Source organism: Streptomyces sp. NPDC048185, assembly GCF_043202495.1.
In the GTDB taxonomy this organism is placed as follows: domain Bacteria; phylum Actinomycetota; class Actinomycetes; order Streptomycetales; family Streptomycetaceae; genus Streptomyces.
In genome coordinates this window covers 74,510-96,595 of record NZ_JBIDAN010000017.1, presented here as the reverse complement: position 1 = coordinate 96,595, position 22,086 = coordinate 74,510, and the positions used below count along the sequence as shown (strand labels likewise).

The 22,086-nt window shown below is 71.4% G+C and carries 18 protein-coding genes; 11 read left to right on the top strand and 7 right to left on the bottom strand.

Annotation, left to right across the window (positions count from 1 at the left end):
- Positions 1–116: 116 nt before the first annotated feature.
- Both ACGF3H_RS34520 and ACGF3H_RS34515 read right to left on the bottom strand, forming a co-directional pair.
- Positions 117–494, bottom strand: coding sequence for a WhiB family transcriptional regulator (locus ACGF3H_RS34520; RefSeq protein ID WP_362487045.1), 378 nt, complete (start codon positions 492–494; stop codon positions 117–119).
- Positions 495–597: 103 nt separating this feature from the next.
- Positions 598–1,296 carry a DUF1707 domain-containing protein gene (locus ACGF3H_RS34515; RefSeq protein ID WP_362487047.1) on the bottom strand — a complete coding sequence of 233 codons (699 nt, stop codon included), beginning with the start codon at positions 1,294–1,296 and terminating at the stop codon, positions 598–600.
- Positions 1,297–1,500: 204 nt separating this feature from the next.
- On the opposite strand from ACGF3H_RS34515, the gene ACGF3H_RS34510 reads away from it, so the two are divergent.
- From ACGF3H_RS34510 to ACGF3H_RS34495, 4 genes are all read left to right on the top strand, one after another.
- Entirely contained in the window at positions 1,501–3,168 is a 1,668-nt protein-coding gene (locus tag ACGF3H_RS34510; protein ID WP_362487049.1) for a fumarate hydratase, read from the top strand.
- A gap of 373 nt (positions 3,169–3,541) precedes the next feature.
- Positions 3,542–4,948 carry a class II fumarate hydratase gene (locus tag ACGF3H_RS34505; RefSeq protein WP_362487051.1) on the top strand — a complete coding sequence of 469 codons (1,407 nt, stop codon included), beginning with the start codon at positions 3,542–3,544 and terminating at the stop codon, positions 4,946–4,948.
- 77 nt (positions 4,949–5,025) lie between these two features.
- Positions 5,026–5,727: a DUF402 domain-containing protein gene (locus tag ACGF3H_RS34500; protein ID WP_362487053.1), complete on the top strand. Its 702-nt coding sequence runs from the start codon at positions 5,026–5,028 to the stop codon at positions 5,725–5,727.
- Positions 5,728–6,007: 280 nt separating this feature from the next.
- Positions 6,008–8,089, top strand: coding sequence for a SpoIIE family protein phosphatase (locus ACGF3H_RS34495; protein ID WP_362487055.1), 2,082 nt, complete (start codon positions 6,008–6,010; stop codon positions 8,087–8,089).
- Between the two features lie 66 nt (positions 8,090–8,155).
- Here the strand turns inward: ACGF3H_RS34495 and ACGF3H_RS34490 are convergent, their stop codons facing one another.
- On the bottom strand, positions 8,156–10,462 hold the full coding sequence (locus ACGF3H_RS34490; protein ID WP_362487057.1) for a transglycosylase domain-containing protein: 2,307 nt from the start codon (positions 10,460–10,462) through the stop codon (positions 8,156–8,158).
- Positions 10,463–10,732: 270 nt separating this feature from the next.
- Between ACGF3H_RS34490 and ACGF3H_RS34485 the strand changes: the two genes are divergently transcribed.
- The 5 genes from ACGF3H_RS34485 to ACGF3H_RS34465 all read left to right on the top strand — a co-directional run bounded on the left by ACGF3H_RS34485 (position 10,733) and on the right by ACGF3H_RS34465 (position 15,663).
- The gene (locus tag ACGF3H_RS34485; RefSeq protein WP_351015933.1) at positions 10,733–11,671 is read left to right on the top strand and encodes an SPFH domain-containing protein; all 939 of its coding nucleotides are present in this window, start codon (positions 10,733–10,735) and stop codon (positions 11,669–11,671) included.
- Positions 11,668–11,931 (top strand): hypothetical protein, encoded by a 264-nt coding sequence (locus tag ACGF3H_RS34480; protein WP_362487059.1) that lies wholly within the window; start codon positions 11,668–11,670, stop codon positions 11,929–11,931. The genes ACGF3H_RS34485 and ACGF3H_RS34480 overlap by 4 nt, the downstream gene beginning before the upstream one ends.
- A 182-nt stretch (positions 11,932–12,113) precedes the next feature.
- Positions 12,114–12,638 (top strand): PadR family transcriptional regulator, encoded by a 525-nt coding sequence (locus ACGF3H_RS34475; protein WP_362487060.1) that lies wholly within the window; start codon positions 12,114–12,116, stop codon positions 12,636–12,638.
- The gene (locus tag ACGF3H_RS34470) at positions 12,635–13,324 is read left to right on the top strand and encodes an ABC transporter ATP-binding protein (protein ID WP_362487062.1); all 690 of its coding nucleotides are present in this window, start codon (positions 12,635–12,637) and stop codon (positions 13,322–13,324) included. The genes ACGF3H_RS34475 and ACGF3H_RS34470 overlap by 4 nt, the downstream gene beginning before the upstream one ends.
- Positions 13,321–15,663: an FtsX-like permease family protein gene (locus ACGF3H_RS34465; RefSeq protein WP_362487064.1), complete on the top strand. Its 2,343-nt coding sequence runs from the start codon at positions 13,321–13,323 to the stop codon at positions 15,661–15,663. The genes ACGF3H_RS34470 and ACGF3H_RS34465 overlap by 4 nt, the downstream gene beginning before the upstream one ends.
- A 56-nt stretch (positions 15,664–15,719) precedes the next feature.
- Here ACGF3H_RS34465 and ACGF3H_RS34460 read toward each other — a convergent pair whose 3' ends face one another.
- Positions 15,720–16,658, bottom strand: coding sequence for a LysR substrate-binding domain-containing protein (locus tag ACGF3H_RS34460; protein ID WP_362487066.1), 939 nt, complete (start codon positions 16,656–16,658; stop codon positions 15,720–15,722).
- 137 nt (positions 16,659–16,795) lie between these two features.
- Between ACGF3H_RS34460 and ACGF3H_RS34455 the strand changes: the two genes are divergently transcribed.
- Together ACGF3H_RS34455 and ACGF3H_RS34450 are read left to right on the top strand one after the other, a co-directional pair.
- Positions 16,796–17,350 (top strand): peroxiredoxin, encoded by a 555-nt coding sequence (locus tag ACGF3H_RS34455; protein WP_053136447.1) that lies wholly within the window; start codon positions 16,796–16,798, stop codon positions 17,348–17,350.
- A 6-nt stretch (positions 17,351–17,356) separates the two neighbouring features.
- A complete protein-coding gene (locus ACGF3H_RS34450; protein ID WP_362487068.1) occupies positions 17,357–17,890 on the top strand; it encodes an alkyl hydroperoxide reductase in 534 nt (177 codons plus the stop codon).
- A 65-nt stretch (positions 17,891–17,955) separates the two neighbouring features.
- Here the strand turns inward: ACGF3H_RS34450 and ACGF3H_RS34445 are convergent, their stop codons facing one another.
- The 3 genes from ACGF3H_RS34445 to ACGF3H_RS34435 all read right to left on the bottom strand — a co-directional run bounded on the left by ACGF3H_RS34445 (position 17,956) and on the right by ACGF3H_RS34435 (position 21,932).
- Positions 17,956–19,347 (bottom strand): AI-2E family transporter, encoded by a 1,392-nt coding sequence (locus tag ACGF3H_RS34445; RefSeq protein WP_362487069.1) that lies wholly within the window; start codon positions 19,345–19,347, stop codon positions 17,956–17,958.
- Positions 19,348–19,491: 144 nt separating this feature from the next.
- Positions 19,492–20,187, bottom strand: coding sequence for a transglycosylase SLT domain-containing protein (locus ACGF3H_RS34440; RefSeq protein ID WP_362487071.1), 696 nt, complete (start codon positions 20,185–20,187; stop codon positions 19,492–19,494).
- 419 nt (positions 20,188–20,606) lie between these two features.
- Positions 20,607–21,932 (bottom strand): PhoH family protein, encoded by a 1,326-nt coding sequence (locus ACGF3H_RS34435; protein WP_362487073.1) that lies wholly within the window; start codon positions 21,930–21,932, stop codon positions 20,607–20,609.
- Between the last annotated feature and the right edge of the window lie 154 nt (positions 21,933–22,086).

Sequence of the window (22,086 nt, the reverse complement as noted above, 5' to 3'; positions counted from 1 at the left end):
TGGACTGTCGCCCAAGGCGTGTGAGAGGCGTCGCGCCTCTGATGGCGTTGTCCGTCGCGGCGTGAAGAGAGGCACCCTCTGTGCGGAGAGGGTGCCTCTCTTCGTGGGCGTCGGTGCTAGCCCGCCGCGGCTATGCGGTCCGCCGCGGTGCGGGTCTTCTTCAGCTCCAGGTCGCGACGGCGGCGGCGGGCGAGGACCACTCGGCGCTCCGCCGCCGTGAGGCCGCCCCAGACTCCGTAGGGCTCGGGCTGCAGGAGCGCGTGCTCGCGGCATTCGACCATGACCGGACAGCGGGCGCAGACCCGCTTGGCCGCCTCCTCGCGGGAGAGCCGGGCGGCGGTGGGTTCCTTCGAGGGTGCGAAGAACAGTCCGGCCTCGTCGCGCCGGCACACCGCCTCGGTGTGCCACGGAGCGTCTTGGTCCCTGTCCCGCACGGGTACCCGCTGGGCCGGAACGGCAGCTACCTGCAGGGACGAATGCGGCGGTTGCAGCACGGTCTACTCCTGACGACGGCTTCGCGAGCGAGAGACGATGCGTCAGGCTTACCCGCTGTGCGCGCGCCTATGCACTGGGTTTCCCACCGCGACGGGCGCCGCGCTACACGTGCTTGCGCAAACCCTTTTCGACCTTGCGCTGCACCCGGTCCAGGATGTCCGCGACGAACGTGCCCCGCTTGGGGCGCGCCTCGACGCTGCCCAGCACGGCCCAGCCGTCCACGTAGATGACGGGAGCCTCGGCCTCCGCCGAGTCCAGGGAGTCCACCTCGAAGCTGCCGAGGACGCAGCCTCCCGCGCCGCGCAGCGACACGTTCTCCGGGACGCGCACCTCGACGCTGCCGAAGACCGAGAACGCCTTGATCACGACCTGCTGGTGCTCGAAGAGCGCCTCGCTGAGGTCGATCTCGACGCTCCCGAAGACGGCGTACGCGTGGATACGGCGGCTCGCACGCCGGCGTCCCCTGCGGACGGCGCTGCTGAACACCGCCACCACGTTCTCCTCGGGGTCCGCCGGGATCGCACCGAGGGTGGGCCGGTCGGGGGCCGGGGCCGCGGCGGTGTCCCGCCCGCCGTGCGCGGCGGGCAGGTCGCGCACGAACACGTCCAGCTCGCCGACCGTCTTGGCGGCCAGCACGCCCTCCACGCGCTCGGCGTGCTCCTCCGCGGTCAGACGCCCCTCCGCGAGGGCCTCGCGCAGCATGTCGGCGATGCGGTCACGGTCGGCGTCCGAGGCGCGCAGCTCGGTGACGTGCGGGGCCGTACCCGCCTGCGGCTGTCGGTCGTGCTTCTGAAGGTCCACGTCGGCAGCGTACCGAAACGCGATAGATCGCGACCAGAGGTGTGGACGGCCTTGTCCCGACTCGCTTCCCCGCGGCCTACTGAGCCTTACCTCACAAGCTCGCCGCCGGCGACAGGTTTTACGCTGGTGGACGCTGCCGACGGAGGCCAGCCGTCGTTGCTGAGTAATCCAGCCGCGCGTGATGTCGAGTGAGGAATGGGCGAGATGCCTGAGTTCGCGTACACCGATCTGCTCCCCCAGGGCGAGGACACCACTCCGTACCGGCTGGTGACCGCCGAGGGTGTCTCCACCTTCGAGGCCGACGGGCGGACGTTCCTCAAGGTGGAGCCGGAGGCGCTGCGCAAGCTGGCCGAAGAGGCGATCCACGACATCCAGCACTACCTGCGCCCGGCGCACCTGGCGCAGCTGCGCCGGATCATCGACGACCCGGAGGCGTCGGGCAACGACAAGTTCGTGGCGCTGGACCTGCTGAAGAACGCGAACATCGCGGCGGCGGGCGTGCTGCCGATGTGCCAGGACACCGGCACGGCGATCGTGATGGGCAAGCGCGGTCAGAACGTGCTGACGGCGGGCGGCGACGAGGAGGCCCTCAGCCGCGGCATCTACGACGCGTACAAGAACCTGAACCTGCGCTACTCGCAGATGGCTCCGCTCACCATGTGGGAGGAGAAGAACACCGGCTCCAACCTCCCGGCCCAGATCGAGCTGTACGCGACCGACGGCGGCGCGTACAAGTTCCTATTCATGGCGAAGGGCGGCGGCTCGGCCAACAAGTCGTTCCTGTACCAGGAGACGAAGGCCGTCCTGAACGAGTCCTCCATGATGAAGTTCCTGGAGGAGAAGATCCGCTCGCTGGGTACGGCCGCCTGCCCGCCGTACCACCTGGCGATCGTGGTCGGCGGTACGTCCGCCGAGTACGCGCTGAAGACCGCGAAGTACGCCTCCGCGCACTACCTGGACGAGATCCCGGCCGAGGGCTCGGAGCTCGGGCACGGCTTCCGGGACAAGGAGCTGGAGGAGAAGGTCTTCGAGCTGACCCAGAAGATCGGCATCGGCGCGCAGTTCGGCGGCAAGTACTTCTGCCACGACGTGCGCGTGGTGCGGCTGCCGCGGCACGGGGCGTCCTGCCCGGTCGCCATCGCCGTGTCCTGCTCCGCCGACCGTCAGGCGGTCGCGAAGATCACCGCCGAGGGCGTCTTCCTGGAGCAGCTGGAGACCGACCCGGCGCGGTTCCTGCCGGAGACGACGGACGAGCAGCTCGACGAGGCCGGGGACGTCGTGAAGATCGACCTCAACCAGCCGATGGACGACATCCTGGCCGAGCTGACCAAGTACCCGGTCAAGACCCGGCTGTCGCTGACCGGCCCGCTGGTCGTGGCGCGCGACATCGCGCACGCCAAGATCAAGGAGCGGCTGGACGCGGGCGAGGAGATGCCGCAGTACCTGAAGGACCACCCGGTGTACTACGCGGGTCCGGCGAAGACGCCGGAGGGCTACGCGTCCGGGTCCTTCGGTCCGACCACGGCCGGCCGGATGGACTCCTACGTGGAGCAGTTCCAGGCGGCGGGCGGCTCCAAGGTGATGCTCGCGAAGGGCAACCGCTCCAAGCAGGTGACCGACGCGTGCGACACGCACGGCGGCTTCTACCTCGGCTCCATCGGCGGCCCGGCGGCCCGTCTCGCGCAGGACTGCATCAAGAAGGTCGAGGTCGTCGAGTACGAGGAGCTCGGCATGGAGGCGGTCTGGAAGATCGAGGTCGAGGACTTCCCGGCGTTCATCGTGGTGGACGACAAGGGCAACGACTTCTTCCAGGACCCGGCGCCGGCGCCGACCTTCACGACGATCCCGGTGCGGGGACCGGGGCTGGCCTGACACCCCCGTGATCCACGAGGCGGCGGCCCCCACCCGGTGACGGGGTGGGGGCCGCCGCCCGTCTGGGTTCATGCGCCACGGCCGGCGAACGAACCCGCAGGCGGGCCGTCACCCTCGGCCCGGGCACGTCGGCCGTCGTGCCCCGGGGCCGGTGGCACCGCATGGAGGCCGACGGCCCCGGTCGAGCCGCCGTCCCCGTCGGGACGGCGCCGCCGGGCCCTCGCCGGGCCGAGCCGGCCGCCGAGGACACCTGCGGCACCGGCCTGCGGGCCCTGGCCCGAGGGGCTGCTGCCGCCGCGCCGGGCGGGCGTGCCGGGTACGGACGGGGAATAGGTACGTCCGACCCTGTGCTGATCTTCGTGGAGGTACGACGATGACGACGACCCGAACCGGCGACACCGACCACCGAGTCGAGCACGACTCCATGGGCGAGGTCCGTGTCCCCGCCCACGCCAAGTGGCGGGCGCAGACGCAGCGCGCGGTGGAGAACTTCCCCGTGTCCGGACAGCGCATCGAGCGCGCGCACATCGAGGCGCTGGCCCGCATCAAGAGCGCGGCGGCGAAGGTCAACGCCGACCTCGGGGTCCTCGACGCGGACGTCGCCGACGCCATCCGGGAGGCGGCCGGGGAGGTCGCCGAGGGCAGGTGGGACGACCACTTCCCCGTGGACGTGTTCCAGACGGGGTCGGGGACCTCGTCCAACATGAACACCAACGAGGTCATCGCCACCCTGGCCAGTGAGCGGCTCGGCCGGGACGTGCACCCCAACGACCACGTCAACGCCTCCCAGTCGTCCAACGACGTCTTCCCGTCGTCGATCCACATCGCCGCCACCGCCGCCGTGAGCCGGGACCTCGTCCCCGCGCTGGACCACCTCGCCGCCGCCCTGGAGCGCAAGGCCGGGGAGTTCGCCGACGTCGTGAAGTCGGGACGCACGCACCTCATGGACGCCACACCCGTCACCCTGGGCCAGGAGTTCGGCGGGTACGCGGCCCAGGTGCGCTACGGCGTCGAGCGGCTGAACGCGTCGCTGCCCCGGCTCGCCGAACTGCCGCTGGGCGGCACCGCGGTCGGCACCGGCATCAACACCCCGCCCGGTTTCGCCGCCGCCGTCATCGAGGAGGTGGCCCGCGCGACCGGGCTGCCGCTGACCGAGGCGCGCGACCACTTCGAGGCCCAGGGCGCGCGGGACGGCATCGTCGAGACCAGTGGGCAGCTGCGGACCATCGCCGTCGGACTGACGAAGATCGCGAACGACCTGCGGTGGATGTCCTCCGGGCCGCGCACCGGCCTCGCGGAGATCTCGCTGCCCGACCTCCAGCCCGGTTCGTCCATCATGCCGGGCAAGGTGAATCCGGTCGTCCCGGAGGCCGTGCTCATGGTCGCCGCCCAGGTCATCGGCAACGACGCGACCGTCACCACCGCCGGGGCGGCGGGCAACTTCGAGCTCAACGTCATGCTGCCGGTCATCGCCAAGAACGTCCTGGAGTCGGTGCGGCTGCTCGCCAACGTCTCGCGGCTGCTGGCCGACCGGACCGTGGACGGCATCGTCGCCCACCGCGACCGGGCCCGCGAGTACGCCGAGTCCTCGCCCTCCGTGGTCACGCCGCTGAACAAGTACATCGGGTACGAGGAGGCCGCCAAGGTCGCCAAGAAGGCGCTGGCCGAGCGGAAGACGATCCGTCAGGTGGTGCTGGAGGGCGGGTACGTGGAGCGCGGCGACCTCACGAACGAGCAGCTGGACGAGGCGTTGGACGTGCTGCGGATGACCCACCCGTGACCGGGCGGCCGTCGCGGACGCGGACGCTCCTCGCGATCACCCCCGCATCGGATGGCCTGGGCACCTAATATCTGTCCATGGCAGACGGTGAAGCGGTGAGCGCGGCGGCACGGGCGGGCGGGCCGGCCGCCCCGGGGTTCTGGGCACCCGGCAGTCACATCCTGTGGCGGTACCGGGAGAACGGCGGCCGGCACTTCCACATCGCGCGCCCCGTGACCGTCGTACGCGACGACGCCGACCTGCTCGCCGTGTGGATGGCGCCCGGCACCGAGTGCGTGAAGCCGGTGCTCGCCGACGGCACCCCCGTGCACCTGGAGCCGCTGGCGTCGCGCTACACCAAGCCCCGCACCGTGCAGCGCGACCGCTGGTTCGGCACCGGGGTGCTGAAGCTGGCGCGGCCCGGTGACCCGTGGTCGGTGTGGCTGTTCTGGGATCCGGGCTGGCAGTTCAAGAACTGGTACGTGAACCTGGAGGAGCCGCTGACCCGATGGGAGGGCGGCGTCGACTCCGAGGACCACTTTCTGGACATCACCGTGCAGCCGGACCGCAGCTGGCACTGGCGGGACGAGGACGAGTTCGCGCAGGCCCAGCGGGACCGCCTGGTGGACGCGGGCCTCGCCGAGCAGGTGCGCGGGGCGGGGCGCGCGGCGGTCGAGGCGATCCGGGCCTGGGGGCCGCCGTTCTCGGACGGCTGGGAACAGTGGCGACCGGATCCGTCCTGGCCGGTACCGTCGCTCCCCGGCGACTGGGATCGCACGCCCGCGTACGTGTCCCCATGAGACCCTTGATGCGCCCCCGGGCAAGAAACGTAGGATCGTCCTCCGCAATGGTGCGCGGCGGCAACCGGCGGAGCGTGCACTGTGCTTGACCGATCGTCACCGAGGGGCGGCAGGACGTGAGCGAGGGGTACGAGGGCAATACCGGTGCGGGCCGCGGTCGGCCCGCCGGTGGCACAGGAACAGCCTCTGACCACGCGGAAAATCCGTTCCTGGGGCACCTCTTCCGGGTATCGGAGTTTCTGCGGGACGAACTGCACGCGCCGCGCGCAGTCCCGGACGGATGGATTCGACACGCGTGACGGAGCACCCGACCTCCTTCGAACGCCCCCCGACGGGCGCAGACCCCACGGACTCCCGCGGGGCGTTCCTGCGTGCCCCCGTGGGGCCGCGGACCCCCGAGGCCGCCTTACCGGCCCAGGGCCGCGCCGGGCAGACGCCGCCCGTCCCCGGCGCCGCCGCCTTCGAGCACTCCCAGCCGGGCGCGGAGCACTCGGCCGAGCCCGACACCCACCGCCCACGGCCCACGGCCGAGGGCGTCCCCGTCCAGCCGGGCGCCGCCTCGGGCGGGGCGGGGGCGCCGGCGGGGCAGGGCGGCCGTGACGCGTCCCCGGAGCCGGACCGGCGTACCGGGCAGCCCACCACGCCCGGGCGGCCCACGCCCATGCGGCGGGACGGGGACCGGCTGCGCTTCGTCGGCGCCGCGACCCGGCGGATCGCGCGGGGCATGGACCTGGACGAGATCGTCATGGGGCTGTGCCGGGCCACCGTGCCGACCTTCGCGGACGCCATCCTCGTCTATCTGCGCGAGCCGCTGCCCGTGGGCGACGAGCGGCCCACCGGCCCGCTGGTGCTGCGGCTGCGCCGTACCGACCGGATACCGGCCGAGCGGGACACCGAGAGCGGCCTCCTGCCCACCGCCGAGCCGTCCGAGCTGGAGGCGGTCGGCTCCGAGCTGTGCGAGGTGCGGCCCGGCAGCGCGCTCGCCGAGGTGCTGCGCGGGGTCCGCCCGGTCTTCACGGACACCCCCGCCGCCCGTGCCGCGCTGCCCGACCTGCTCGGCGACGGCGGCGAGTTCGCCGTGCCCGGCGGCCGGCGCGCGATCCTCGCGCCGCTGCGCGGCAGGCGCCGGGTGATCGGCGCGGCCCTGTTCCTGCGCGGCCCCGAGCGCATCGCCTTCGAGGGCGACGACCTGCTGGTCGCCGCCCAGCTCGCGACGCACAGCGCGCTCGGCATCGACAAGGCGGTGCTGTACGGGCGCGAGGCGTACATCGCCGACGAGCTGCAGCGCACGATGCTCCCGGAGAACCTGCCGCGCTGCACCGGCGTACGGCTGGCCTCCCGCTATCTGCCGGCCGCCGAGACGGCGCGGGTCGGCGGCGACTGGTACGACGCGATCCCGCTGCCCGGCAGCCGGGTCGCGCTGGTCGTCGGGGACGTCATGGGCCATTCGATGACGTCGGCGGCCATCATGGGCCAGCTGCGGACCACCGCGCAGACCCTGGCCGGGCTCGACCTGCCCCCGCAGGAGGTGCTGCACCACCTGGACGAGCAGGCCCAGCGCCTGGGCACCGACCGCATGGCGACGTGCCTGTACGCCGTCTACGACCCGGTGGCGCACCGCATCACCGTCGCCAACGCCGGCCACCCGCCGCCCGTCCTGCTGCACCTGGGCGGACATGCCGAGGTGCTGCGGGTGCCCGCGGGCGCCCCGATCGGCGTCGGCGGTGTGGACTTCGAGGCGGTGGAGCTGGACGCCCCGGCCGGTGCCACCCTGCTGCTCTACACGGACGGCCTGGTGGAGTCCCGCCTGCGGGACGTGTGGACGGGCATAGAGCAGCTGCGGGAGCGCCTCGCGGCGACCGCGCAGCTCACCGGCCCGGACCATCCGCCGCCCCTGGAAGCGCTGTGCGACGAGGTGTTGGACATGCTCGGGCCGGGCGACCGGGACGACGACATCGCGCTGCTCGCCGCCCGCTTCGACGGCATCGCGCCCAGCGACGTGGCGTACTGGTTGCTGGAGCCGGAGGACGCGGCCCCCGGCCGGGCCCGCCGGCTGGCCCGGCGCGCCCTGGCCCGCTGGGGCATGGAGGAGCTCACGGACTCGGTGGAGCTGCTGATCAGCGAGGTCGTGACCAACGCGGTGCGGTACGCGACCAAACCGGTCACCCTGCGGCTGCTGCGCACCGACGTGCTGCGCTGCGAGGTCGGCGACGACGTGCCGCAGCTGCCGCGGCTGCGGCAGGCGCGCGCCACGGACGAGGGCGGGCGCGGACTGTACCTGGTGAACCGGCTGGCCCGGCGCTGGGGCGCGACCCGGCTGAGCACCGGGAAGGTGGTCTGGTTCGAGCTGAACCGGGGCTGAGCCGAGAGGTACGCGGAAGGGCGCCCGGTGAGCACCGGGCGCCCTTCGCGTGTTCCGTCCTGCGGGCTACTGCTCGCGCCGGTCGTTGTCCGGGAACAGCGGGTCCTCCGGGTCCGTGGACGCCCCGCCCGTCGGCGGCTGGCTCGACGGGCTGTTGGACGGCGACATCGACGGCGACTCCTCCGGCTCCTCCGAGGTGTCGTCCGTCTCCTCCTCGGTCGGCTCCTCGCTGCTCGGCTCCTCGCTCGGCGACTCCTCGGCCGACTCCTCCTCAGAGGGCGACTCGGACGGCGACTCGCTGACCGTGGGCGAGGTGCTGGGCTTCACCGCGGCGCCCTGCTTGGTCTCCAGGTCGAACTCCGTGACCTCGTCCATCACGCCGAAGGTGTACGCGGCCCAGATCTGCGCCGGGAAACCACCGCCGTTGACGCGGGGCACGCCACCCGCCTCGTACATCGGGACCTGGGCGCCGGTCTTGGAGTCCTCGCCGAACAGCCCGACGGAGGTGACCAGGCCGGGCGTGAAGCCGGTGAACCAGGCCGACTTGTTGTTGTCGGACGTACCCGTCTTGCCGGCCACCTGCTGGCCGTCGCGCATCGGGTTGTCGCGCACGGACTTCTTGGCCGTACCGTCGTCGACCACTCCGGTCAGCACGGACGTCACCGTGTCGGCGGCCTCGCGGCTGATGACCTGGTCGCCCACCGGGTCGGGGAAGTCGACCTTGCGGGAGTTGTGTTCGACCGACTTCACGACGGCCGGGGTGACCTTCTTGCCGTGGTTGTCGAGGGTGGCGTAGACACCGGCCATCTCCAGCGGGCTCGCGCCCATACTGCCCAGGGTCTGGGCGGGGACGGCCTCCATGCCCTCGGTCTCCATGCCCAGCTTGCCGGCCACGTTCACGACCTCGGACATCCCGACGTCGACGCCCATCTGCGCGAAGACGGAGTTGACCGACTTGTTCATCGCCTCCTGGACGTCGATGTCGCCGTAGTCGGCGTCGTCCTCGTTCTCGGGGGCGAAGCCGACCTCCTGGCCGTCGTCCACCACGGGGCGCTTGCTCGTGCCGTCGTACATGGTGTTCGCCGTGATCGGCACGCCGTCCTGCGTCTCGGCGTCCTCGTCCACGGCGGCACCGAGGATGACCGGCTTGAAGGTGGAGGCGGGCTGGTAGTCGTCCCGGGTGGCGTTGTTGCGGAAGTGCTTGACGTAGTCCACGCCGCCGTACATCGCCACGACCGCGCCCGTCTTCGGGTCGACGGACACGGCGCCGGCCTGGACGTCGGCGTCCACGTCGCGCTTCTGCGGATCGAGCTTGCTGGTGAGCTGCTCCTTGACGGCCTTCTCCAGCGCCGCCTGCTTGCCCTTGTCGACGTTGAGCGTGACGGTCCAGCCGCCGGCCTCGACCATCGCGTCGGCCTGCTTGGTGTCCTCGGCGGTGCCGTCCGCGACGAGCTGTTTCTTGAGCACGGTGTTGGCCGCCTCGACCAGGTACCCGGTCTGGCCCTCCATCCCGGGGGCGGGCCTGGGCTCCTGGGGGACGGGGAACTTCATGGCCTGGCGGTCGGACTGGTTCAGCCACTTCTGCTCGACCATGTTGTCCAGGACGTAGTTCCAGCGCTGCTGGACGAGCTTCTTGCCGGTCTCGCTGGCGATGGCCCAGTCGTACTGGTTGGGTGCCTGGAGCAGCGCGGCGAGGTACGCACCCTGCTCGACCGTGAGGTCCTCGGCGTCGACGCGGTAGTAGGCCTGGGCGGCGGCCTGGATGCCGTAGGCGCCGCGGCCGTAGAAGCTGGTGTTGATGTACCCGGCGAGGATGTAGTCCTTGGGCTTCTCCCGGTCCAGCTTCAGGGAGATGACCAGCTCCTTGAGCTTGCGGGAGACGGTCTGGTCCTGGGTCAGGTAGTAGTTCTTGACGTACTGCTGGGTGATCGTCGAACCGCCCTGCGCTCCCTTGCCGGAGAGCGTGTTGAGCACACCGCGCGCGGTGCCCTTGAGGTCGACGCCGGAGTCCTTGTAGAAGGTCTTGTTCTCGGCGGCGACGAAGGTGTGCTGGACGTCCTTGGGGATCTTGGCCAGGTCGACGATCTCGCGGTTGTAGCCCTTGCGGGCCATGATCGTGCCGTCGCTGTACTTGTAGACGTTGCCCTGCGCCTGGGCGTCGGCGTTGCCCTCGGGGATGTCGATCACCATGTACAGCACGATGAAGGCGCCCATGCCGAGCAGGATCACGCCGAAGAACGTGCCGAGGATCTTCTTCCAGGTGAACAGCCGGCGTATGAGGCTCCGGTCGGCCGCCGGTGACGAGCGGCGTCGGCTCGGCGCCGCGCGGCGGCCACCGCGCTGGCGCGCTCTTCTCTCTTCCGCTCGTCCCATGGGTCCGATCCGCTCCGATTCGGTCGTGTGTGCTCACCCGTCGCACAGGTTCGCCGCTCAGGTCAGCTCAGAAAGCTAACACCGGGAGATATGGCAAACGGCCGCGGATCCCGCCTTGTACAGACGTGAGAATCAGCACCCGTTCCAAGGGAACCGACGTCCGAACGGGGTTGAGGGTTGTCATGACAGGGAAAAGTGATATCACTTAGCTAGACGACAGCAATCACCGGCCGCGTGCGAGCGCGGCCCACGACAACGGGGGGACCACCCATGTCCGCACAGGAAACGCCGCAGGTCGAAGCCGATGTGCCACAGATGCCGGCACCGCGGGTGCGGGAGACCCAGGCGCCGAGCATCGGCGGCGGGCTGGCGCTGCTGCTGGGACTGCTGGGACTGCTCGTCGGCGCCGGGCTGATCGTCACGGCCACGGCGGTCTCGGCGACCGGCGCGAAGGCCGGACTGATCGTCGGCGGCATCGTCATCGCCCTGGCGGCGTTCCTGGCGATGTGCGGGCTGAACATGGTGGCGCCGGGCGAGGCCCGGGTGGTGCAGCTCTTCGGGCGGTACCGGGGGACGATCCGGCAGGACGGGCTGCGCTGGGTGAACCCCTTCACCTCGCGCACCAAGATCTCGACGCGGGTCCGCAACCACGAGACGGCCGTCCTCAAGGTGAACGACGCGTACGGCAACCCGATCGAGCTGGCCGCCGTCGTGGTGTGGCGGGTGGAGGACACCGCGCAGGCCACCTTCGAGGTGGACGACTACATCGAGTTCGTCTCCACCCAGACCGAGGCGGCCGTGCGGCACATCGCCATCGAGTACCCCTACGACGCCCACGAGGAGGACGGCCTCTCGCTGCGCGGCAACGCCGAGGAGATCACCGAGAAGCTCGCCGTCGAGCTCCACGCGCGCGTGGAGGCGGCCGGGGTACAGATCATCGAGTCCCGCTTCACGCACCTCGCGTACGCCCCGGAGATCGCCTCGGCGATGCTCCAGCGGCAGCAGGCCGGCGCGGTGGTGGCGGCGCGGCGGCAGATCGTGGACGGCGCGGTCGGCATGGTCGAGGCGGCGCTGGCCCGCATCAGCGAGCAGGACATCGTTGAGCTGGACGACGAACGCAAGGCGGCGATGGTGTCCAACCTGATGGTCGTGCTCTGCGGTGACCGCGCCGCCCAGCCCGTCCTGAACACGGGAACGCTCTACCAGTGACGACCCCGTCCGAGGGCCCGGCCCCGGGGCGCCGGCCGCAGCAGCGCAAGCAGGTGCTGCTGCGGCTGGACCCCCAGGTGTACGAGGCGCTGGCCCGGTGGGCCGGGGACGAGCTGCGCTCGGCCAACGCCCAGATCGAGTTCCTGCTGCGCAGGGCGCTCGCGGAGGCGGGCCGGCTGCCCGGGGACACCGGGCCGCTGCCCCGCCGGGGACGCCCGCCGAGGAGCGGTCCGGAGGGCGGGCCGGGTGCGGCGCCCTGACCGGCGCACCCGCGAGCCGCACCACCCCCGGCCGGCCGCGTCCGCGCACCCTCGCGCGGCGCGGCCCGCGCCCGTAGCGGAACCGTGACAATCGGCCCCGACCTGCGGTCCCGTACCCCGCGCCACGGTCTCTGCACTCCACGTATACATGGTGCGTATACACCGTGTGTAGAGTGCTCGGCATGTCCATCGGTCACACCCTCCTGGGACTCCTGGAGTCCGGGCCGCGCCACGGTTACGACCTGAAGCGCGCCTTCGACGAGAAGTTCGGTCACGACCGGCCGCTGCACTACGGCCAGGTCTACTCGACGATGTCCCGCCTGCTGAAGAACGGCCTCGTCGTGGTCGACGGCATCGAGACGGGCGGCGGCCCCGAGCGCAAGCGGTACGCGATCACCGACGCCGGCATCACCGACGTGCAGCAGTGGCTCGCCACGCCGGAGAAGCCCGAGCCGTACCTGCAGTCGACGCTGTACACGAAGGTCGTCCTCGCGCTGCTCACCCACCGCGACGCCGCCGACGTCCTCGACACCCAGCGTTCGGAGCACCTGCGCAGCATGCGCATCCTCACCGACCGCAAGCGCAAGGGCGACCTCGCCGACCAGCTCATCTGCGACCACGCCCTCTTCCACCTCGAGGCCGACCTGCGCTGGCTGGAGCTCACCGCCGCGCGCCTCGACAAGCTCCGCGAGGCGGTGGCCCGATGACCCCTCCCGCGGGTTCCCTGCTCTCGGCCGACGCGCTGCGCAAGGCCTACGGCCCCACCCTCGCCCTCGACGGCGCCGAGTTCTCCATCCATCCCGGCGAGGTCGTCGCCGTGATGGGCCCCTCCGGGTCCGGCAAGTCGACGCTGCTGCACTGCCTCGCGGGGATCGTGACCCCGGACTCGGGGACGATCACGTACGACGGACGGGAACTGTCCGCGATGACCGACGCCCAGCGCAGTGCGCTGCGCCGCTCGGACTTCGGTTTCGTGTTCCAGTTCGGGCAGCTCGTGCCGGAGCTGACCTGCGTGGAGAACGTGGCCTTGCCGCTGCGCCTGAACGGCACCTCCCGCAAGGAGGCCGAGCGGGCCGCGCTGACCTGGATGGAGCGGCTGGAGGTCGACGACCTGCGCAAGAAGCGGCCCGGCGAGGTCTCCGGCGGGCAGGGGCAGCGCGTCGCCGTGGCGCGGTCGCTGGTGACCAACCCGCGCGTGCTGTTCGCCGACGAGCCGACCGGCGCGCTGGACTCCCTCAACGGCGAGCGGGTGATGGAACTGCTCACGGACGCCGCCCGCTCCACCAACGCAGCCGTCGTCCTGGTCACGCACGAGGCGCGGGTGGCCGCGTACTCCGACCGCGAGGTCGTCGTACGGGACGGCAGGTCGCGGGACATGGAGCGCGTCGTATGAGCATGCGTCAGGGGGCCGCGGACCTGATGCTGGGCGTCCGCTTCGCCTTCACCGGGGGCCGGGAAGGCTGGACGCGGGCCGTGCTGACGGCCGTCGGCGTCGGGCTCGGCGTGGCGCTGCTGCTGCTGACGACGGCCGTCCCGAACGCGCTCGCCGCCCGGCACGACCGGGAGGCGGCACGCTCCGACGTCACCTTCGCCACCGACCCGATGCCGAAGGCGGACGACACGCTCGTGATCGCCGACGTCGACGAGGACTTCCGCGACGACGAGGTACGGGGCCGGGCCCTGGAGCCCGAGGGGCCGCGGGCACCGCTGCCGCCCGGGGTGGAGAAGTTCCCGGCGGTGGGCGAGATGGTGGTCTCCCCCGCGCTGAAGGAGCTGCTGGACTCGGGCTCCGGAGCGCTGCTGCGCGAGCGTCTGCCGGACCGGATCGTCGGCACGATCGCGGAGGAGGGGCTGATCGGCTCGGCCGAACTCGCCTACTACCGGGGCGCGGAAGGGCTCGCGGAGCACCTCACCGCGGGCCGGATCGAGCGCATCGACCGCTTCGGCGACCCGATGCCGGCGGAAGAACAGTCCGACCCCGTGCTGCTCCTGCTGGTCCTCGTCGTCTTCGTGGTGCTGCTGATGCCGGTCGCGGTGTTCATCGCCGCCGCCGTGCGGTTCGGCGGCGAGCGGCGGGACCGGCGGCTCGCGGCCCTGCGCCTGGTGGGCTCCGACAGGCGCATGACCCGGCGGATCGCCGCCGGTGAGGCCCTGGCCGGCGCGGTCCTCGGACTGGTCTTCGGCGTCGGCTTCTTCCTGGTCGGGCGGCAACTCGCGGGGAACGCCGAGGTCTTCCGCATCAGCGTGTTCCCCAGCTTTCTCGACCCGTCCCCGCTGCTGGCCCTGCTGGTCGCGGTGGCGGTGCCGGCGGCCGCGGTGCTGGTGACGCTGTTCGCGCTGCGCGGGGTGGTCATCGAGCCGCTCGGCGTGGTGCGGTCGGGCCGGCCGGCCCGGCGCCGGCTGTGGTGGCGGCTGCTGCTGCCGCTGGCCGGACTGGCGATGCTCTACCCGATGATCGGCAACGGCCGCGACAACGGCGACTTCAACCAGTACCTGGTGACCGGCGGTGTCGTCCTGCTCCTGGTGGGGGTGACCGCGCTGCTGCCGTGGGTCGTGGAGAGTGTCGTCGCCCGGCTCGGCTCCGGTGGCGTGGCCTGGCAACTGGCCGTGCGCAGGCTCCAGCTGAGCAGTGGCACGGCCGCCCGCATGGTCAACGGCATCGCGGTGGCCGTCGCCGGGGCGATCGCGCTGCAGATGCTGTTCGCCGGCGTGGACGACGACTACACCAGGTCCACGGGGCAGGACGTGTCGCGGGTGCAGATGGAGGCGCAGCTGCCGAGCGGGACACCGATCGGCCCGGCGGCCGAGAAGTTCCGCGGCACCAAGGGCGTGGAGGCGGTCTACGCCTTCTCCGAGGGTTACCTGGGCGACCGCGCCCACGACCCGGAGCACGGCTCGACGATCACCGTGGGCGACTGCGCGTCGCTGCGGCAGGTCGCCAGGCTGCCCTCGTGCGCGGACGGCGACGTGTTCGCCGTGCACGGTGCCGAGTGGGACATGGGGGAGGACATGACGAAGCTGGCCGCGCCCGGCCGGAAGCTGTACGCGGACCCGTCCTACGAGGGCGGCCCCGAGCACCCCGAGACCGCCTGGACGGTGCCGCGGAACATCCGTGCGGCGAAGCCCGGACCGGAGCTGGTGGGGGGCATCGACACGGGCGGCTTCCTCCTCACGCCGAAGGCCGTGCCGGACGCGCTGAGGCCGGCGCTGGACGGTCACGCCTACCTCAAGGTCGACGCGTCGGTGCCGGACGTCCACGACCTGGTGCGGAACACCACGACGAGCATCGACCCGCTGGCGGACACCGTGACCTGGGCGGCGACCGAGCGCACCGACCGGTTCGACGCCATCCGCACCGGTCTGTTCGTCGGCGCCGCGTGCGTGTTGGCGCTGATCGGCGCCAGCCTGCTGGTCTCGCAGCTGGAGCAGCTGCGGGAGCGGAAGAAGCTGCTGTCGGCCCTGGTCGCCTTCGGCACCCGGCGCCGCACGCTCAGCCTCTCGGTGCTGTGGCAGACGGCGATCCCCATCGTGCTCGGCCTGCTGCTCGCCTGCGCGGTGGGCCTGACCCTGGGCACGGTGCTGCTGAAGATGACGGGCACCCCGGTCCGCGTCGACTGGACCGGGGTCCTGTCCATGACGGGCATCGGCGCGGCGGTCGTCCTGACGGTGACGCTGTGCAGCCTGCCGCCGCTGCTGCGGCTGATGCGGCCGGAGGGGCTGCGCACGGAGTAGTTCCTGGGCGGGCCGAGCGTCCGGGGCACTGAGCGACCGTCCGGCCGGACGGTCGCTCAGTCGTGCACGGTGCGGACCGGCAGGTCCTCCATCGCCTCCCGCAGCGCCGCCGCCAGCTCCTCGTACTCGGCGGAGCGGGCCGTGCCCGTGCGCATGGCGAGGGCGATCCGGCGGGTGGGGGCCGGGTCGGCGAACGAGCCGGTGAGGAGCTGGCTGGAGCGGGACGTCTCCACGCGGACCGCCGTACGCGGCAGCAGCGTCACGCCGAGACCGCCCGCCACCAGCTGCACCAGCGTCGACAGGCCCGCCGCCGTCGTGGTCGCCGGGACGTCCGCGCGGCCGGCCTCCCGGCAGATGTCGAGCGCCTGGTCGCGCAGGCAGTGCCCCTCGTCGAGCAGCAGCAGCTTCAGCTCGCGCAGCACGCCGCGCTCGATGCCCTCCCGGCCGCCGAGCCGGTGGTCGAGCGGGGTGACGAGCACGAAGTCCTCGTCGAAGAGCGGGAGTTCGGTGACGCCGGGGACACCGAGCGGCACCGCCAGCAACAGCAGGTCCAGGCGGCCGGTGGCGAGGCCGTCCAGCAGGCTCGCCGTCTGCTCCTCGTGCACCTGGAGATCGAGGTCGGGGTAGCGGTCGTGGACCAGCCGCAGGACCGTGGGGAGCAGATACGGCGCCACGGTCGGGATGACGCCGAGGCGCAGCACCCCCGTGAACGGCGCCCGTACCGCCTCCGCCTCCTCCAGCAGCGCCCCGACCTCGGCCAGCACCGCCTTCGTCCGCACCGCGAGCCGTTCCCCCGCCGGCGAGAGCAGCACCTTGCGCGTCGTACGCTCCAAGAGGGTGACACCGAGTGTCTCCTCCAGGGCCGAGACGGCGCCGGAGAGCGCCGGCTGGCTCATGCCGATCGCGGCGGCGGCATCGCGGAAGTGCAGATGCTCGGCGACCGCGGCGAAAGCCCGCAGCTGGGCGAGGCTGGGCTGCCTCTTCTTACTGGTCACTAATAGCCACCTCCGATCAACTCGACCGAGTGTAGCTATTTCACTAATCAATGCACTCTGTGCCAACATCACTCACGTCCAACCCATGGGAAACGCTCGCAAAGCGGGTGTTTCTTCGCTGCACTATTGGAGAGCGCGTGCTCACTGTCGGTGACAAGTTCCCCGAGTTCGATCTGACCGCCTGCGTCTCGCTGGAGAAGGGCAAGGAGTTCCAGCAGATCAACCACAAGACCTACGAGGGTCAGTGGAAGGTCGTCTTCGCGTGGCCCAAGGACTTCACCTTCGTGTGCCCGACCGAGATCGCCGCCTTCGGCAAGCTGAACGACGAGTTCGCCGACCGTGACGCCCAGGTCCTCGGCTTCTCCGGCGACTCCGAGTTCGTCCACCACGCCTGGCGCAAGGACCACCCGGACCTGACCGACCTGCCCTTCCCGATGATGGCGGACTCCAAGCACGAGCTGATGCGCGACCTCGGCATCGAGGGCGAGGACGGCTTCGCCAAGCGCGCCGTGTTCATCGTGGACCAGAACAACGAGATCCAGTTCACCATGGTGACCGCCGGCTCGGTCGGCCGTAACCCCAAGGAGGTCCTGCGGGTCCTCGACGCCCTGCAGACCGACGAGCTCTGCCCGTGCAACTGGAGCAAGGGCGACGAGACCCTGGACCCGGTCGCGCTGCTGGCCGGGGAGTGATCTGACATGTCCCTCGACTCCCTGAAGTCCGCCGTACCGGACTACGCCAAGGACCTGAAGCTCAACCTGGGTTCGGTCATCGGCAACTCCGACCTCCCGGCGCAGCAGCTGTGGGGCACCGTGCTGGCGACCGCCATCGCCTCGCGCTCCCCGATCGTGCTGCGCGAGCTGGAGCCGGAGGCGAAGGCGAACCTCACGCCGGAGGCGTACACGGCCGCCAAGTCGGCCGCCGCCATCATGGCGATGAACAACGTCTTCTACCGCACCCGGCACCTGCTGTCGGACCACGAGTACGGCAACCTGCGCGCCGGTCTGCGGATGAACGTCATCGGCAACCCGGGCGTCGACAAGGTCGACTTCGAGCTGTGGTCCTTCGCGGTGTCCGCGATCAACGGCTGCGGCATGTGCCTGGACTCGCACGAGCAGGTGCTGCGCAAGGCCGGGATCGACCGCGAGGTCGTCCAGGAGGCCTTCAAGATCGCCGCGGTGATCGAGGCCGTCGGCGCCACGCTGGACGCCGAGGCGGCTCTCGCCCAGTAGTCCCGCCGGACCCGGCACGGCAAGGGCCCCGCTCACCGTCCTGGTGAGCGGGGCCCTTCGCGTCGCTACGCGGGGGGCGTGTCGGGCGCCGGCTCGGCCTCGGCCGGTGCCGGACGCGTCTCCGTCGCCGGGGACGCGTCCGTCGACGTCGCGCCGCGGGGCCTCGGTGCCTGCCGTACGGCGGCCTCGCGGGAGTAGGCCCGCAGGTAGCCCACGACGGTGTTCGTCACCGCGACCAGCGGTACGGCGACCACCGCACCGCCGATGCCGGCCACCATGCCGCCGGCGGCCACCGACAGCACCACCGCCAGCGGGTGGACCCGCACCGCGCGCCCGAGGATGAACGGCTGCAGGATGTGGCCCTCGATCTGCTGCACCACCAGCACGACGACGAGCGTCATGACCGCGGCGAACATGCCCTGCGTCACCAGTGCCACGACGACCGCGAGGGCGCCCGACACGACAGCGCCGACGAGCGGGATGAAGGCGAACAGGAAGATGAACACGGCCAGCGGCACGGCCATCGGCACGTCGAGGAAGTAGATGCCGATCCCGATGAAGACGGCGTCGATCAGGGCCACCACCACCGTGCCCCGGACGTAGGCGGTCAGCGTCCGCCAGGCGCGCGGACCGGCACCGGCGACGCCCGGCCGGGCCGCGGCCGGCACCAGCTTCAGCGTCCACTGCCAGATGCGCTTGCCGTCGTAGAGCAGGAACAGCGTCGAGAAGGCGGCCAGCAGGATGCCGGTGAGCGCCTCGACGACGACGGTGACGCCCTCCAGTCCGGCGGAGGTTATCTGGTCGGTGTTGGCGCCGACCGCGTCGCGCAGGTTCTTGGCGATCTCGTTGATCTGCTTGTCGGTGACGTGGAAGGGGCTGTTCAGCAGCCAGTTCCGCAGCTCGTCGATGCCGTCCTGGACCTGGTCGGAGAGGTTGTCGATGTTCTCCATGACCTGCCAGGTGACGAACCAGCCGATCAGGCCCATCACCACGAACCCGAGGATGGCGGTCAGCGCCGTGGCCGGCCCACGGGGCACCCCGTGCCTTCGGAGCCACGCCACCGAGGGCTGGAGCAGGGCCGTGATCAGCAGCGCGGCCACGAACGCCAGCACCACCAGCTGCACGGCGCTGATCACCTTCATCAGCACCCAGAGGGTGCCCGCGAGGACCAGCAGCCGCCATCCGGCCTCCGCCGCGACCCGCATGCCCCACGGCACCGCCTGCGCGGGATCGGGCCGGTCCCGGACGACGGGGGTGTGGTCCACGAGCGTGTACCCGTGCCCTTCGGGCGCGTGGTCCGCGTCCGGCGGGGACACGTGGTCCGGGGCGTGCCCCGGCCCGGCGCCGTCCGCCTCGGGACCCTCGCCCGCCGCCTCGGCGCGACGCTGGTCCAACTGCCTGCTCATCCGGGTCAGTCCGGCGCCGAGCCGGCCGAGCCACCCTGGCACTCGCGACATGATCCGTCCTCTTCCCCCGTCCGTCCCCACCACTCCCCCCGGAGTCGTTCCGGTCCGACCGTACATGGCGGGAGCGCGAAAGCCCCTCACCGTAGGACGGTGAGGGGCTGCGCGAGGTTGAGCGGCGGGCCGTGCCGGGCCGGCTCAGTACCAGTGGTTGTTCTGCCAGAACGCCCAGGCGTCGCACGGGCTGCCGTAACGGCTGTCCATGTAGTTGAGGCCCCACTTGATCTGGGTGGCCGGGTTGGTCTGCCAGTCGGAACCGACCGACGACATCTTGGAACCGGGCAGGGCCTGGAAGAGACCGTAGGCACCGGAGGAGGCGTTGACGGCCTGGTAGTTCCAGCTGGACTCGTGGTCCACGATGTTGCTGAAGCACTGGAACTGGCCGCTGGGCACCATCTGGCGCGCCATCGCCTGGATCTGGCCGACGCTGTAGGAGCTCTGGACGGCGAAGGTCACGGACTCGCGCTCCGCGTCGCGGCTGGCGGCTTCCTCCGCCGCCCTGCGCTTCTCGGCGTCCTGGGCCGCCTTCTTCGCCTTCTCCTGCTTGGCGACGGCGGTCTGCGCGGCTGCCTTGCGGGCCGCCTCCTCGGCGTCCTTCTTGGCGCTCGCGTCCGCGGCGATGGCCTGTACGTCGGCCTGCTGCGTCAGGGACGCGGTCTGCACCTGCGCCTGCTCGCCCATGGGGATGTCCGCCAGCAGCGTCGTGCCTGCTGCCGTCGCCTCCGCGTCGTGGTTCTGCGCGGTGCTGCCCGAGGCAACGCCGACGACGCTTCCGACTGCGGTGACCGCCGTGGCCGAGGCCACTGCGAATCCCCGGACCGAGATCCGGCTCACACGGTTTCCTTCCAGCATCGCCCGCTTCGGTGACCCTCGCGGACGCAATCGTGCCCCTGGCACTGGCCTCCCCAACTACGGGTCACGGGAGGCTCGGGCCCGGTGGACAACTCCCTCGACGGGAGCGCCGCGTGGTGCTCGGGCGGCATACGACGCTGCTATGGAGTTGGAACTGGTGCTTCTGTGGTGCCGTACCGCTGGGGGTACAGGTGTGTCGTATGCGGGGCCTGACAGGAGTGAGACTCTGCCGTAACCCGCCGGGGTGAGGCAATTCTGTGTTGCGTGTGAAAGCTCACATCCCGTTTGGGCCTGGGGATTTCGAGAAACCTCCACGCGCGAAGACGCCGCCCGGCTAGGCTCTTGGCCTTTCCGGACGGCGTCGACCGTCGGGGCAACCGACCCGTGTCGGGTCGCAGTTCTCAGATGTGCCCGTCCTCCAGCATTTCGGTCACAAGCGCCGCGATCTGGGACCTCTCGGACCGCGTCAGCGTGACGTGGGCGAAGAGCGGATGGCCCTTCAGCTTCTCGACCACGGCGACCACTCCGTCGTACCGCCCCACCCGCAGGTTGTCCCGCTGCGCCACGTCGTGGGTCAGCACGACCCGCGAGTCGGCGCCGATCCGGGACAGCACGGTCAGCAGGACGTTCCGCTCCAGCGACTGGGCCTCGTCCACGATCACGAAGGCGTCGTGCAGCGAGCGGCCGCGGATGTGGGTGAGCGGCAGGACCTCCAGCATGCCGCGGGCGGTGACCTCCTCGATGACCTCACGGCTGGTGACCGCCGACAGCGTGTCGAAGACCGCCTGGGCCCAGGGGCTCATCTTCTCCGCCTCGGAGCCCGGCAGGTAGCCGAGTTCCTGCCCGCCGACCGCGTACAGCGGACGGAAGACCATCACCTTCTGGTGCTGCCGGCGCTCCAGCACGGCCTCCAGTCCGGCGCACAGCGCGAGCGCCGACTTGCCGGTGCCGGCCCGGCCGCCCATCGACACGATGCCGACGTCCGGGTCGAGCAGCAGGTCGAGCGCGATCCGCTGCTCGGCGCTGCGGCCCTTGATGCCGAACACCTCCCGGTCGCCGCGCACCAGCCGGACGCTGCCGTCGGGTGCGACCCGCCCGAGCGCCTTGCCGCGCTCCGACTGGATGGTCAGCCCCGTGTGCACGGGCAGCTCGGCGGCCTCGGGGACGTGGACCCGGCCCTCCTCGAAGAGCACGTCCACCTGTTCACCCGGCAGGGTGAGTTCGGACATGCCGGTCCAGCCGGACGCGTCCGTGATGGCGAGCTCCGCGCGGTACTCCTCGGCGAGCAGGCCGACCGAGGACGCCTTGATCCTGAGCGGGAGGTCCTTCGACACGACGGTGACGTCGAACCCCTCGGCCTGCAGGTTGCGGGCGACCGCGAGGATGCGGGAGTCGTTGTCCCCCAGGCGGTAGCCGGTGGGCAGCACGCTGGGGTCCGAGTGGTTGAGCTCGACACGCACGGTCCCGCCGAGGTCCCCGATCGGGATGGGGGCGTCGAGGCGACCGTGCCGCACCCGGAACTCGTCGAGCAGGCGCAGGGCCTGCCGGGCGAAGTAGCCGAGCTCGGGATGGTGCCTTTTGGCCTCCAGTTCCGTCACCACGACGATCGGGAGCACGACCTCGTGCTCGTCGAAGCGGCTCAGGGCGTTCGGATCGGCCAGCAGGACGCTGGTGTCGAGAACGTAGGTGCGCCGATCTGGCTTGTGGCGCTTTGTGCTGGTCACCACGGAAGGACGTACCCCCTCGGAAGAGGTCGGGGAGCGACGGAGTGGATGCTGGGCCGGGAGGGCGGGAACGAACCGGCCGGTCGAGGGCCGCCCTGCACTGGCGCGGGCCGCGAGCCGGCCCTCCGCCGCGTCTTCCGTGCCGTGACCGCACGGT